This window comes from Shewanella sp. FeAMO, assembly GCF_053653955.1.
In genome coordinates this window covers 868,003-882,113 of record NZ_CM132201.1, presented here as the reverse complement: position 1 = coordinate 882,113, position 14,111 = coordinate 868,003, and the positions used below count along the sequence as shown (strand labels likewise).

At 55.8% G+C, this 14,111-nt stretch carries 9 protein-coding genes; 3 read left to right on the top strand and 6 right to left on the bottom strand.

Annotation, left to right across the window (positions count from 1 at the left end; genetic code table 11):
• Positions 1-124: 124 nt before the first annotated feature.
• From cydC to ACWAU4_RS03955, 3 genes are all read right to left on the bottom strand, one after another.
• Entirely contained in the window at positions 125-1,870 is a 1,746-nt protein-coding gene (gene cydC, locus ACWAU4_RS03965) for a heme ABC transporter ATP-binding protein/permease CydC (RefSeq protein ID WP_208125526.1), read from the bottom strand.
• Position 1,871: 1 nt separating this feature from the next.
• The gene (gene cydD / locus ACWAU4_RS03960) at positions 1,872-3,758 is read right to left on the bottom strand and encodes a heme ABC transporter permease/ATP-binding protein CydD (protein ID WP_208125525.1); all 1,887 of its coding nucleotides are present in this window, start codon (positions 3,756-3,758) and stop codon (positions 1,872-1,874) included.
• 356 nt (positions 3,759-4,114) lie between these two features.
• Entirely contained in the window at positions 4,115-5,161 is a 1,047-nt protein-coding gene (locus ACWAU4_RS03955) for a DUF3626 domain-containing protein (protein WP_107005557.1), read from the bottom strand.
• A gap of 223 nt (positions 5,162-5,384) precedes the next feature.
• Here ACWAU4_RS03955 and ACWAU4_RS03950 point away from each other — a divergent pair, with 223 nt between their 5' ends.
• Together ACWAU4_RS03950 and dbpA are read left to right on the top strand one after the other, a co-directional pair.
• Positions 5,385-6,884 carry a DEAD/DEAH box helicase gene (locus tag ACWAU4_RS03950; RefSeq protein ID WP_107005556.1) on the top strand — a complete coding sequence of 500 codons (1,500 nt, stop codon included), beginning with the start codon at positions 5,385-5,387 and terminating at the stop codon, positions 6,882-6,884.
• Between the two features lie 92 nt (positions 6,885-6,976).
• The gene (gene dbpA, locus ACWAU4_RS03945; protein WP_107005555.1) at positions 6,977-8,410 is read left to right on the top strand and encodes an ATP-dependent RNA helicase DbpA; all 1,434 of its coding nucleotides are present in this window, start codon (positions 6,977-6,979) and stop codon (positions 8,408-8,410) included.
• A 127-nt stretch (positions 8,411-8,537) separates the two neighbouring features.
• Here the strand turns inward: dbpA and ACWAU4_RS03940 are convergent, their stop codons facing one another.
• A complete protein-coding gene (locus ACWAU4_RS03940; RefSeq protein WP_045283125.1) occupies positions 8,538-9,002 on the bottom strand; it encodes a Fur family transcriptional regulator in 465 nt (154 codons plus the stop codon).
• Between the two features lie 447 nt (positions 9,003-9,449).
• Between ACWAU4_RS03940 and ACWAU4_RS03935 the strand changes: the two genes are divergently transcribed.
• Positions 9,450-11,702, top strand: coding sequence for a TonB-dependent receptor (locus ACWAU4_RS03935; RefSeq protein WP_208125524.1), 2,253 nt, complete (start codon positions 9,450-9,452; stop codon positions 11,700-11,702).
• Positions 11,703-11,792: 90 nt separating this feature from the next.
• Here the strand turns inward: ACWAU4_RS03935 and ACWAU4_RS03930 are convergent, their stop codons facing one another.
• Together ACWAU4_RS03930 and pqiB are read right to left on the bottom strand one after the other, a co-directional pair.
• The gene (locus ACWAU4_RS03930; protein ID WP_071237759.1) at positions 11,793-12,395 is read right to left on the bottom strand and encodes a PqiC family protein; all 603 of its coding nucleotides are present in this window, start codon (positions 12,393-12,395) and stop codon (positions 11,793-11,795) included.
• Between the two features lies 1 nt (position 12,396).
• Positions 12,397-13,986 carry an intermembrane transport protein PqiB gene (gene pqiB, locus ACWAU4_RS03925; RefSeq protein ID WP_167716178.1) on the bottom strand — a complete coding sequence of 530 codons (1,590 nt, stop codon included), beginning with the start codon at positions 13,984-13,986 and terminating at the stop codon, positions 12,397-12,399.
• Between the last annotated feature and the right edge of the window lie 125 nt (positions 13,987-14,111).

Sequence of the window (14,111 nt, the reverse complement as noted above, 5' to 3'; positions counted from 1 at the left end):
CTGTGATCCAGGCGAGAATTTAGCGCTTTTAAAGCAAAAAGGGATGCCGATGCATCCCTTTGAATAAGTCTATCTTGAGCCTCTTTTTGAGTATCTTCTTGAGCCTTTTTTGAACCTCTGCGGCTCAATGTAACCTCTGATACAGGGCGCTGTAGGCGGTCGACTCCTGCAGCAGTTGCTCATGGCTGCCACTGGCCACTATCTTGCCTTCATCCAACAGGTGAATGGCATCCATCTGCGCCATACCGGTTAGGCGATGACTTATCATCACCAACGTCTTGTCTTTGGCAAACTGCAACAGCAACTTGAGGATCTCCTGCTCGGTACGCCGATCAAGCCCCTCTGTAGGTTCATCAAGCAGCAGCAGCGGCGCATCCCGCAGCAGCGCCCGAGCCACGCCGATTCGGCGCTGCTCGCCACCGGATAGCTGACGCCCGCCCTCACCTATCCAGGCATTGAGCCCCTCGCCGTCAAGCAGCCCCTCCAGCCCAACCTGGCGCAGCACCTCGGCTAGCGTGTCATCGGTGACTTTTTCCGGCAAGGCCAGCTGCAGGTTATCTCTGAGACTGGCGCTGAGCAGTTGCACCCGTTGACTGACCACTGTCATGGAAGCCCGCAAGGTCTTTTCATCCAAGGAGGCCACAGGCACGCCGCCCAGCAATATGTCACCCTGCTGCGGCTGCCACTGACGGGTTATCAAGGTCAGCAGGCTGGACTTACCCGAGCCGGTTTTCCCAAGGAGCGCCACCTTGCTGCCCGCCGGCACCTGCAGCGACAAGCCCTGCAGTACTGGCTGGGTATCTGTGTAACCGAAATGCACATCTTTGATGCTAAGGGCGCCGCTCTCGGGCATGGCTGCCGAGACGGTAGGGAATTCAATGTCGGAGCGCTGCTCTGTCAGCTCAGATACCCGCTTGGCGGCCAAGAGCACAGAAGACAGATGTTGAAAGGCGCCGGCCAGCGGCATCATCATCTCGATACAGGCCAGAGTGGCAAACAAAACCATGGCCAGCAAAGGCCCGGGAGGCACGGCCGGCCCAACTCCTGCGGCGGCAAACCAGAGCAGCAACAACACCAACAAGCCGTGACAGAGGATCAACATGGCCTGGCTCAGGCCGGTGATCGCCGCCATTGCCTTCTGACTGGCAAACCAGCTCTGCTCGGCGCGGTCGAGTTCCGCCCGAAAGCTTTCAGCAGCGCCGCCTTTGGCATCGGAGAACAAACTCAGCTCCGCCTGGCCGGACAACCACTCCAGCAGCCGTACCCGGTAGCTGCGCCGCGCTTCAATCAACTCGCGCCCGGGCTGCCTGCCAAGCAGATAGAACACACTCGGCAACAACAACCAACTGAGCAAGAGGCCAGTACAAAGCAGGAGAGCCAAGTTGAGATCAAACCAACCGATAAAGGTGGTCAATGCCAGCAACATCAGCAAGAAGGCCGTCAGCGGCGTCAACAACCTCAGATACAGGTGATCCAGCGTGTCGATATCGGCCACCAAACGGTTGAGCAGATCGCCGCGGCGCATCCCGGAGAGATTGCGTTCACTCAAAGGCAGCAAAGAGCGCCAGGCCCATAACCTGAGATCGGTCAGGATCCTGAAAGTGGCCTCATGGGTAGCCAGCCTTTCACCGTAGCGGCTTGCCGTGCGGGCAATGGAGAGGAAACGCACCCCGCCCGCCGGAGTAAAGTAGTTGAAGGTTTCCGCCGTCGCCAGAGCCAGACCGGCCACTGCCGTAGCAGATAAGAACCAGCCGGAGAGCGACAACAGGCCAATACCGGCCATTAGGGTCGTTACTGTCAGCAGCAGGCCGACAAACATCATCAAAGACTGGCGGCGGAACAGACGGATAAAGGGCAGTAACAGCTTCATCTCAGCGCTCCTCCCCTGACTCTGGATTTGACTCTGACTTTGACTCAGACGCGGGTTTTGAGTCTGACCCGGCTTCCGGCTCAGCGGCCGCAGCAATCGGCGGCGATGCCTTTGACGTATCATCGAGGGAGACCGCCAGCGGCAGCTCATCCAACATCTGCGCCAGCAAGCCCGGCTGCGCTTTGAGCTCGGCAAAGATGCCCTGCTGCACCAGTTTTCCCTGATCCAGCACCAGGACTCTGTCCATCCGATCCAGTTGATCCAATCTGTGGGTCACCATCAGGCAGCTCTTACCGGCCATCGCCTGCCACAGCGCACTAAGCACCAGTTGTTCACTCTGGCTGTCGAGGCTGGCGCTGGGCTCATCGAGCACAAACAGCTGCGCCTGACGCCCAAGGGCGCGGGCCAAAGCCAGCCGCTGCGCTTGCCCCACAGACAGGCCACCGCTGTATTCATCCAATTGGTGCGCCAGCCCATCCGGCAAGGCGCGAACATAGTCGGCCACCTTGGCCTGTTGCAGATAATCCCACAATTGCGCCTCGGTCAGCTCGGGCTGGCCGAGGCGCAGATTATCGGCGATGGTGCCGTGGAACAGCTGAGGATTCTGGCCAAGCCAAGCGATACGGCTACGCCAGGCGGCAGGATCCAGCTCGGCCAGTTCAATACCATTGAGCTTTAAGCTGCCCTCATAGGGCAGAAACCCCAGCAGAGCGTTGAGCAGGCTGGTTTTACCGGCGCCACTCGGGCCCACCAAGGCCAGCTTCTCGCCCGCCGCTAAGCTAAAACTCAGCGGCCCGAGTAAAGGCACGCCGTCTATGCTCAACACCTTGAGATCCCGGGCCTGCAGTTCAATGCTCTCACCGGGGAGGGGCTGTTCGCCACGCTTGAGCGGCTCAGGCAATTCCAGCAGTGCCATCAAGGATTCGGCGGCGCCCACCGCCTGGGCCTTGGCATGGTAGTGAGTACCCATGTCGCGCAGCGGCTGATAAAACTCTGGTGCCAGAATCAGCACAAACATCCCGGTAAACAGGCTGATACCCATGCCGTAATGGCCAAAGTCCAGGTGCCCCAGATAACTGAAGCCGAAATACACCGCCAAAATGGCGATGGATACCGCGGCGAAAAACTCCAGTACGGCGGAGCTGAGAAACGCCATTCTGAGCACTGCCATGGTACGCTCACGAAAGTCTTCCGAGGCCTTGCCTATGGCGCGCTGCTCCGCTTCGGCGCGATAGAAAAGCTTGAGTGTCGGCAAAGCCTTGAGGCGATCCATAAAGTGGCCGCTCAATTGCTGCAGCGCACTGAAATGCTTGCGGTTGGCATCGGCGGCGCCCATGCCGACCAAGACCATAAACAGTGGAATAAGGGGAGCTGTGCCGAGCAATATCAGGCCACCGGCCCAGTTGATGGGGAAAACACATACCAAGATGATCAACGGAATAAAGGCCGCCAGGCTCATCTGCGGCAGGTAACGGCCGTAGAAATCCTGCAAGTCTTCTATCTGTTCCAGCACTATACTGGCCCAACTGCCGACAGGCTTGCCATTGACAAAGGCCGGCCCCAGGCGCTCAAGCTTATTTAGCACAGCGGCGCGCATCTGCTCTCTAAGGCGCCTGCCGGCCTCGAAGCTGACTCGCTCCCTGAGCCAAGCGATAACCGCTCGCAGCAACACCAGAGTGGCAAAGGCCAACATATGCGGAATAAATGCCTGCCTCTCTAGCTCGTTGATGATCAGCCCCTGCAACACAGTGGCCAGCACCCAGGCCTGGCCCACCAGCGCCAAGCCGTTGAGCACGCCCAACAACACAGAGAGTTTAAGGAAGGGGCCACAGGCAGATTGCTGCGCTTTGAGCCAGCGACCGAGTTGTTTCTCTAAGGATTTGTCCATGGGATCCTACTGCAAAATCAGCTAATGACTCTATTGCTGCCAAAGCCGCAAGGCAATAGCTTGACCTAAGGCGAATCGTTCGGTAGGCAAGCAGTATCGCAGGCATTGCCAAGGGAAGAAAACCGCCGCCAAGGAACTGTTACCGGACTCACAAAATTTGCGCCAGATCAAATAATCGTATCTTAAGCCGAACGGATTAAGCCCAGGTTAACGCCATCCCCACAATCTACTTAACGCTAGATCTACTTAACGCTAGAGGGTCACTTCGATGGCACAGCTACCGCAGTGAGCACACGGTGCATACTCACGGAGTAATACCAGCTCAATTGAGACTACCGACCAGAGATGGAGTGCCCTCAACGGCTGTGACCAAAACGCACCAGCACATGCCACAGCAACTTGAGCTGCTGCTTGAGCTCGGTTTCATTGCCATGCATGCGCCACTGCTGCGGATCTTTATGCAGTGCCAGCGCCGCCTCCCCTATCAGACGGGCATCGAGCAGGCCATCCGGTGCCACCAAGGCGGCGAGCTTGGGCATGGCGGCACCGCGAAAATCTGGCGGCACTTGGTCAACCGGCATTTGATAGCCCTGATGCCAACACAGCTGCAGTCGGTACTTGTCACACAAGCGCTGCATCAGAATCTCCATCTCTGTGCCTTTGAATGCCGGATCGGCCACCAAGTGAGTCAAGTCTTCACCTATCACCAGCTCACCATGGCATTGAGCCTCAATGTAATGATCCAGGTCACCGCTCATGGGGCGCTCAAACCTGGCTGCCACCCCCAAAGGCAAGGCATCAACTAGATAATCGACCAAGGCCGCCGGGCGCAACTGACTTACACCCAATGCCGAACTACGCTCAAAGCACTCGTTGAACAGCGCGGCAAAAATATCTTCAAAGCAGGCCGCAGTGCCTTTTTCCCTGGGCTCACGGCAGGAGTCCAGATAGCTGAAAGTGCAGCGGTGCAGCAACGCAGGTGATGACAACAGATAACAACTGCCGAAACGGGCCGAGGGGCCGTTTTGGTGCATGCCCAGGTCCAGGGCGCCGTATTTGGGGCGCCCTCTGGCGCCACGATAACAGTCGCCAAACAGCTGGTTTTCCCAATGATCTCGCGGACCACCAACCTGAGGCGAGAGTTTGCCGTTGGATACTCGGGTTTCAAACTGGGTCTTGTAAATACCGTCGGCCAGCATACCGGCCAACACGGGCCAACCGCGGGAGTCGATTCTGTCAGGGTGGAAATGAAAGGCGATACGGCCATGTTGAGCCAGCATATTCAACCCGAGCGCAAGCCGTGCCGTGTCGATGGCGGACATCAACTGCACATTCTTGATCACGCTCAGGGCATACTCCCTGCGATGCAGGGCCTGTGCCTGTATATGCTCTATTGCCCCCATACACCTCACCGAGTCGAGGCCTGAATTTGGCTCTTGCTTTTCCAAGATAGGTTAAGCGGCTGCTTTGCAACAGTAAAAGTTAAGACAAGCGTAAAATAAAAGGGTTCAAGTTGGCTGCAATTAGCACTTTAGCCGCAAATGCTGTAAGCTTGCCGCCTTCGCCGCAACGCTGTGCACTGCGGCTCCCATATCTCAGCTCCGCGCTGTCAATTGAGAAGATTGCATGAGTTTTGCCTCCCTGGGCCTGTCGGCCCCGATTTTGAACGCTGTCGCCGAACAAGGTTACTCCACTCCATCCCCCATTCAAGCCCAGGCCATTCCCGCAGTATTGCAGGGCCGGGATGTGATGGCTGCCGCCCAGACAGGGACAGGCAAAACCGCCGGCTTCACCTTGCCTTTGCTGGAGCGTCTCAATGGTGGCATTCGTCCGCGGGGCAACCATATCCGCGCTTTGGTGCTGACCCCCACCCGTGAGCTGGCCGCTCAGGTGGCCGAAAGCGTCAGTCTCTATGGCAAGCATCTGGATCTGCGTAGCTCAGTGGTCTTTGGCGGTGTTTCCATTAACCCACAGATGCAGACCTTGAGAAAAGGGGTCGATATCCTGGTGGCCACACCTGGACGCCTGTTGGATCTGTACCAACAAAATGCCGTCAAGTTCGGCCAGTTGGAAGTGCTGGTGCTGGACGAAGCCGACCGCATGCTGGATATGGGCTTTATTCACGACATCAAAAAAATTCTGGCTTTGCTGCCGGCCAAGCGACAAAACCTGATGTTCAGTGCCACCTTCTCTGACGACATTCGCCGCCTGGCAAAGGGCTTGGTGCACGATCCCGCCGAGATCTCAGTGGCTCCGGCCAATAGCACCGCCGAGCGGGTGAGCCAGAAGTTGCACCCGGTAGACAAGTCAAAGAAATCGGCGCTGCTGACCTCGCTTATCAAAGAGTACAAGTGGCAACAGGTACTGGTGTTTACCCGCACCAAACACGGTGCCAACCGTCTGGCCAAGCACCTGGATGGCAAAGGAATTGGCGCGGCCGCCATCCACGGCAACAAGAGCCAGGGTGCCAGAACCAAGGCACTGGCCGATTTCAAGAGTGGCAAGGTCAAGGTATTGGTTGCCACAGATATTGCCGCCCGCGGCCTGGATATAGATCAATTGCCACAAGTGGTTAACTTCGATCTGCCCAATGTGGCCGAAGACTATGTGCACCGCATCGGCCGTACCGGCCGCGCCGGTGCCAGTGGTCAGGCAGTGTCTCTGGTAAGTGCGGAAGAATTCAAGCAGCTCAAAGACATAGAGCAGCTGATCGGCAAGACTATCGAGCGTGAAATCGTCAATGGCTTCGAACCTCAGGAAGCCTTGCCGGAATCGCGACTCAACCCGAACAAGATAGGCCCGAAAAAGCCCAAGAAGCCGAAAAAGCCCAAAGAGGGACATCAGGATGGCCAGCGCAGCGGCAACCTGGACAAAGGTAATGGCAACAAGCCGGCCAATGCTGAAAACCGCCATCGTCGTCCGGCCCAGGGCGCCAAGACCGAGGGTTCAAGTGCCAGACGTAAGCCCGCAAACGCCAAGCCTCAGGGCGGTCGCTCCCAGGAGAGTAAGCCGCAAGGCGCCGGTAAGGGCAATAGCGGCTCAGGTCAGCAGCGCAATAACCAGGGCCGAACATCACAGCAACGCGACTCACAAACGCGCGGCTCCCGGCAAAGAAATGAGCGCTAAGCTCAATCAAGCCTGAGATTGAAAGCCCACTCGAGTGGGCTTTTTCAATGCTGCTAGATTAGTCTGCCTAAAAACCATCCCCGCCTGTTACAATGCCCCTTTACCATTTTTGCTCCATTTGCGAGCCCATAGGACACAGCTTGAGTGATTTACCCTTTTCCAGCCTGCCGTTGAAACCCGCCCTGCTGGCCACCCTGAACGATCTTGGTTTCACTGCCATGACCCAGGTTCAAGCCGCCAGCCTACCGGCCATTATTGAGGGCCGCGACGTGTTGGCTCAGGCGAAAACCGGCTCGGGCAAAACGGCGGCCTTCGGTCTTGGGCTATTGAATCGACTCAATGTGAAACGTTTTCGGGTGCAGTCCCTGGTGCTCTGCCCTACCCGGGAGCTGGCCGATCAAGTGGCCAAGGAGCTGCGCCGTTTTGCCCGCGGCATTCACAACATCAAGATCCTGACCCTGTGTGGTGGTGTGCCTGTGGGGCCACAGATAGGCTCGCTGGAACATGGCGCGCACATTATAGTTGGCACCCCGGGGCGAGTACTGGACCACCTGCAGAAGGGGCGTCTGGATCTGGGCGAATTGCAGCAACTTGTGTTGGATGAAGCTGACCGCATGCTGGAGATGGGCTTTGCCGATGCGCTGGAGCAGATAAGCGCCTATATGCCGGACAAGCGCCAGAGTTTACTGTTCAGCGCCACCTTCCCGGAGCCGATTGCCGAACTGGCCCGCGCCATGATGGATAAGCCGCTAAGCATTAAGTTGGAGCAGCAACATGATCAACTCAGCATAGCGCAGCAGTTTATCGAAGTGACGGACACCGCCTCCAGGCTGCAAGCGGTGGAAGCATTGCTACTGGCCCACAGGCCGGAGAGTGCCGTGGTATTTTGCAATACCAAAAAAGAAACCCAGGAGCTGGCCGACAGCCTGGAGCAGCAGGGCTTCAGCGTGCGTGCACTCCATGGCGATCTGGATCAGCGTGAGCGCGATCAGGCGCTGGTGCAGTTTGCCCTCAAGAGCGTGGTGGTGTTGGTGGCCACAGATGTTGCCGCCAGGGGGCTGGATATCGAAGCCCTGGATCTGGTGATCAACTATCAACTGGCGTTCGATCCCGAAGTGCATGTGCACAGGGTCGGTCGTACCGGCCGCGCCGGTGCCTCGGGCCAGGCTGTCAGCCTGGTAGGCCCAAAAGATGGCATGCGAATGGCGCTGCTGGAGGATATCTTCGGCCCGCAAACCATGAGCGAACTGCCACAGCCCGGCAGTTTCTCCTCTGCGCCGATAAGAGCAGCAATGCGCTGCATCCGCATTGAAGGCGGCAAGAAGCATAAGCTGCGCCCGGGGGATATTCTCGGCGCCATCACAGCCGACAACCGCCTGACCGGCGCCGATGTGGGCAAGATACAAATTCAGGATATCTGGTCTTATGTGGCGGTGCGCAGCGAGTGTGCCAATACCGCGGTCAAATTACTGAGTGAGCGCAAGCTCAAAGGCAAGTCGTTCCGCGCCTGGGCGATGAAACCTTAAACCGAAACCATCAACACCGCCAAAGGCGGTGGTTTAAGAATGATAAAAAGCCTGCATCAATTGCAGGCTTTTCTTTTCGCAAACTGTGTTTTCATTTTTGCCGCTTTTTCACTTCAGGTCAGGCAACTCAGCTCTTATGGCTGCATTGTTTGCAGCACCCCAGCAGCTCAAGCTGAGGCGATGCCAGGCTGAACTGATTGGCATCGGCACTCTGTTGCAGCGCTTTACTGATCCCGGGCTCCAGCAGCACTTCCTCCACCTGATGACACTCTTGGCAGATGAGAAACTGTGCCTGACTATGACATTGGCAGTCGAGGGCACCGCAGCTAACAAACTTATTAAGCGTCAGTAGCTTATGTACCAGTTGCTGCTCAGCGAGAAACTCCAGCATGCGATAGACAGACACTATGGGAAGTTGCTGGTGAAACTCACTCTTGACCCTATCGGCTATCTCATAGGCAGACAGCGGCGTATCGCTCATCAGCAGTACACTCAACACCTGGCTGCGCTTTGCCGTCAACCGGCCGCCATTGGCCTGGCAACGGGCTTGCGACTGCTGGAGTTGTGCTTGGAGCTGTTCATTTTGATTCATAGTGGCGTTTGAGTTTAATTGAATGATCTGGGCTGAGCGTTTTGGCCATGTCTGTTGCCAATGTAAGTGGTCTGCTTCGGCTCGGACTCTATGCTTCGAGTCTCTATGCTTCGAGTCCCTATGTTTCGAATCCCTGTGCTTTAAGCTCTGGCTCCCGGCTCATAGCATTGTACCTGCAATGGCTAGCGGTCGTCCAAGCCGGGAGAGAAAGCCTATCTGGCTTCACTGCATCAAGCGATTGTTTTGGGCTTGTCTATTGCCACGGCCCTTCCCTCGACTGTGACTTCAATGTCTATGTTGGCTGGCGCACGCCTATCCCCTGCACAGCCGCATAAAAGATCAAAAATAAAACAATCAAAACAAAAAACAAACAAAAGTAAATGAACTTGCTCCAAAGTCATGACAACAACAAAATAATGAAACGTTATAACATTACAAAATAAACCAATGAAATACTCAATTCCTTTGCTCTTGCTTGGCGGCGTCCTGCCGGTCGCAGCTGAGCAGATAGAACACCTGCAAGTCAGTGGTCAACGTCCTGAAACTTCACTCAGCTACCGCCTTGATGCCGATAAACTGGTTATGGAGGGGCCTAAGCTTGAGGAACAGAAAGCCGCCACGCTGGGAGATACTCTGAAATTACAACCCGGACTCAACAGCAGCTTTTTTGGCACTTCAGCCGGTCGCCCTCAAATCCGCGGTCTTGGCGGCCAGCGGGTTCTGATAGGCCTCAATGGCCTGGGGGTAAGAGACATGTCCTCAATAAGCGATGATCAACTGATCCCGGTGGAACCCTTTCTTGCCGACAGCATTAGTGTCATCAAGGGACCAGCGGCCACCATTCTCTACGGTGGAGAGGCGATAGCCGGCCTGGTAGAGCTTCAGGATGGTCGTATTCCATTAGAGCAAGCCACTAGCCCCATCCAAGGAAAGCTGGAGCTGCAAACCGGCTACAATGCCGATCAGAGCCTGATGAGCCGACTTCAGGGCGGCAATGAACGCCTGGTATTTAACTTGAACTTACTGCACAGGGAACGCAGTGATTATCATATCCCCGGCTTCAGTAAAGACCGCGATTGCAAGGATTGGAGCCAGATTGTGGGCGACTCACGCTTGGCGGATCAGTGCCAGATCGTACGCAGTCAGCCCGATTGGGAGTGGAACGGCAGTCGTTGGGTTGATGCAACCCCTGTTGAGCGGCAACAGATACGCGACCGCTCCATAGACAGCTTTGGTCGCGTCGACAACAGCAGCCTCTATATGACCAGCGGCAGTCTGGGGGCCAGCTTGCTGGGTGACAACAGCCTGCTGGGTGCCTCTGTGGGATATACAGAGAGTAATCGCGGCATTCCCGGATTCATGCATCTTGGCTCAAGGGCCACAGACACGCTGGAGCAAACCGGCGATATTCGCATTCACAGCAAACAACTAAGATTCGACGGCCTCTACCAATACAGATTCAGCGACCAGACATGGTTGCAGGACTTCAATCTCGCCACGGTCTACTCCAAACAGGAGGATGACGAGCAGATGTCAGCTCTGGACGTCAACGGCTTTGAACTCAATAACTGGCAACTCAACCCCAAGCTGAGCTACCAACTCCATCCACGTCTTCCCGGAGCGCTGGGGCTGCAATGGGAACAAAGCCAGCACCAAGGCTCGGGTGTGGACAATTACCTGCCGGAAATAGACACCAAGCGCCAGGCCGCTTTTTTGCTGCAGGACATTCTGCTGGGGCCTGTCAGTGTGCAACTCGGTGGCCGCTTGGAAAAAGTCGACTATCAACCCGAATTGGGAGATTACCAGCCGGGGAGAGGCGCGGGAGCCAATATCAAGGCCCGTGATTTTCATCTGAAAAACTATTCCGCCACCCTGCGTTGGGATATTTCCTCCCTCTGGTGGTTACGCACCACCTTTGTCCATGCAGAGCGGGCTCCCGCGGTGAATGAGCTTTACGCCAGTAATCCCCATTTTGCCTTACTCATAGAAGAGCAAGGCAACAGCGACCTCAAGGCCGAGCAGAGCGACTCTTTGAGTCTCAGTACCGGCTTCAGCTATGGCGGCTTCAGCGCCAGTGCCAGTTGGTATCAAAACAAATATCAGGACTTCATCTATCTGGGGAACACAGGTGTCAGTCGCGGTGGTGTTTACGTCAGAGAATGGCGTCAGGCCGATACAGATAACGAAGGTATGGAGGCTGAAGTCAGCTATCGTTTGCCCTGGCAACGCTTTGGCGACATAGAACTGAGCGCCTTCATAGACAGGGTCAAAAACCAACCTGTATACCGCTACGATGGCAGTTATAACCCCTTTGATTTCCAAAATCCGCGAGAACCCCGCCCCGGAGAAGAGAAGGAATACTGGCGCCGTACCATGGAGGGCAGCAGCATGCCGAGAATGCCCGCCTCCCGCCAAGGGGCGGAACTGCGCTGGCAATATGGCGATCTGCGCGCCAGCATCAACTATATCCACTACGACAAGCAGGACAAGGTGGCTTATCTGGAAAATCCTTCCCGCAGCTATGGCCTGTTGGGGGCTTACCTGGGAATAGAGCAAAACCTGTTTGGCCTCGACAGCGAGTGGTTTATCCGCTTGGATAACCTCACTGATGAAGATGCCCGCCCACACAATAGTTTCCTGCGTTACCTGGCACCATTACCGGGAAGAAGCGCCGCAGTGGGATTCAGAGCCAAGTTCTGACGCCACTCCCATTGCAGTAGACTCTCTAAAAGAAGCACACTGCTGTGACCGCATGATGCAGCCGCAGCAGTGGCTAAATTAGGCGAAACCTTAGCGATAGGAAGCCAAATTCTGTTCGCTAGTGAGATTCAGACTCGCAATCCCGGCATCAATATCCCGCGCCAGCTTTTCAAGCCCCAGGGAGAGACTCTCAACCAGCGCCGGGTATCCGTCTGAAGCAAGGGGCACGTCATAATGAAAGTCGGCCTGCAACACTTGTTCGCCGGAAGACTTACTGATGCGCCAATGGCCCCCAATCAAGGCATCGCCGCTGTATCGTCCGTGAAACTCGTTGAAACTTAAAGTCAGGGTTAACGGCTGCTGCGCTGGTATATTGACCCAGGCCTCACGTGGGCATTCATTGGCCAACAAAGACGCCATCTTGACCTTTATCTGCTCAGTGATATCACCGGCCCACAGATGCTGACGGGCGATAGCCAATTCATGGTTTGAAACCTGATAAACCAAACCATTGCCCGCCAGAAAGTCGGCCATTTCCACCCCAACGAGGCGCCATTGGCACTGGCGCAGAGGGGATGTCGCTCTCGCTTCAGGAGTTGCCTGCGGCGCTTTACCCAAGAAGTAAGTGGTTACCTGGGGTTGGCTGGAGCAGCCGGCCAATACCAGCAGTAGAGAAAACAGGATAATTCGCATATCAATCGGCCTTTTTCGGTGTCGGATCGGCGGCAGTATCTGCCCCCATGATCAAGAGGTTGGGTTTTTCATTCAGTTGCCGTGACAAGGGCTGCAACTCCCGCATCACAGCCCTGAGCTGTTTCAGGCTGGATTGCAATTCGGCGTACATGGCCGAGTCCTGGCCATAGTCCTGCGCCATCCCTTGAAATTCCCGCAGCGTGTTTTGCAGCTCACCCGGTAACGCCTGCATCTCCTGTTGTTTAAGCAACTGCTCCAATTTTTGCCCCACCTTGTCCCATTGCGCCAAGGCGGCACTGGTGTTTTCCAGGGTATGGTTGACGCCCTGGAAAGTGCTCTCCAGTGGTAAGTTATTTAATTTGCTGATCAGTTGCCCCACCTGTTTTTGTATTTCGGCCACTCCGGCACGCTTGGTGGGAAACAGTGGATACTCCATAAAAGTCCCGGCCTGGTATGGCTCGGCATCCGGATACAGATCCAAGTCGATGAACAGCGCGCCGGTTAACAGACTCCCGGTCTTGAGACTCGCTCTCAGGCCAGCCCCCAAGTCTCTGTCTATTTCTGCGCGCAGCTGCTCAAGCCCCGCCGACTCGGCGTTTTCAAATACCCGCGCCAGCTCAATTCTGACCAATACCGGGATAGTGCCGTTGCTCAGGCCTGCGCCATGAACACCATACTGCTGTAACGTCAGCGGTGCCTTGACCACCTTGCCTATGGTAATACCGCGGAATTCGACGCCGGCGCCTTCATGCAGCCCCCGCACCGACTCATCAAACAACATGACATATTCCAAATACTGGCTGTAGAGGCTCTGACTGGCCAACTCCCGCGAGTCATAGAGACGGAAATGGTCCTCACCATCCTCAACCTTTTCCCCGGCCAAACGCCCCTCCGGCAGGCCAAAGCTGACGCCTCCTCTGAGCAATGACTCCAGGGAACCCACCTGCAGATCCAGCCCCTTGGCAGACAGCTGCATATTCAGCCCCGAGGCCAGCCAAAATTGGCTGTTGCTGCGTACCAACTCATCATAGGGTTTATTGATAAACAACTGGTAAAACGCCTGGCGTTTATCGGTATCAAAGCCGGTGCTTTCCACTCTGCCGACAGTGAAGCCTTCGTAGAGTACAGGGTCGCCGACACCGAGCTTGCCCGCCTGGCGGCTATTGAGCACTACCCTAATGCCCTGTTCATCGGCCGAGGCCACCGGAGGATGCTCCAGCACATTGAATTCATAGTGGCCGACGGCCGTTCTTCCCGGCTCCAACTCTATGTAGGCACCGGACAGCAAGGTATCCAGTCCTGTGATCCCCTCTTTGCCGATTCTGGGCTTCACCACCCAGAAGCGGGCGTCTGTGGTTAGCATTCTCTCGGCGTCCGGAGACACTCTTGCCGTTGCAATAATCGCGCTGTAATCATCGCTCAATTTAATGCTCTCAATCACGCCGACATTGACATTACGCGACTTGATAAAGGTTTTGCCCACCTCTATGCCTTCGGCGGTCTTGAGGTGTAGCTTGATCTCACTGCCGAGCTGATTGAAGTAGTCGTAAAGCATCCAACAGCCGATGAGTAATGCAACTATAGGTATCAGCCAAACTGTCTTACTTTGCCCAGCAACTTACGTCGAAAGATTTTACAATTCCAATCGACGCAGTTATCTGCAAGTAATGCGTAGAGCTGGAATACGTTTTTTTGGAAAAATAAATACCAACAACT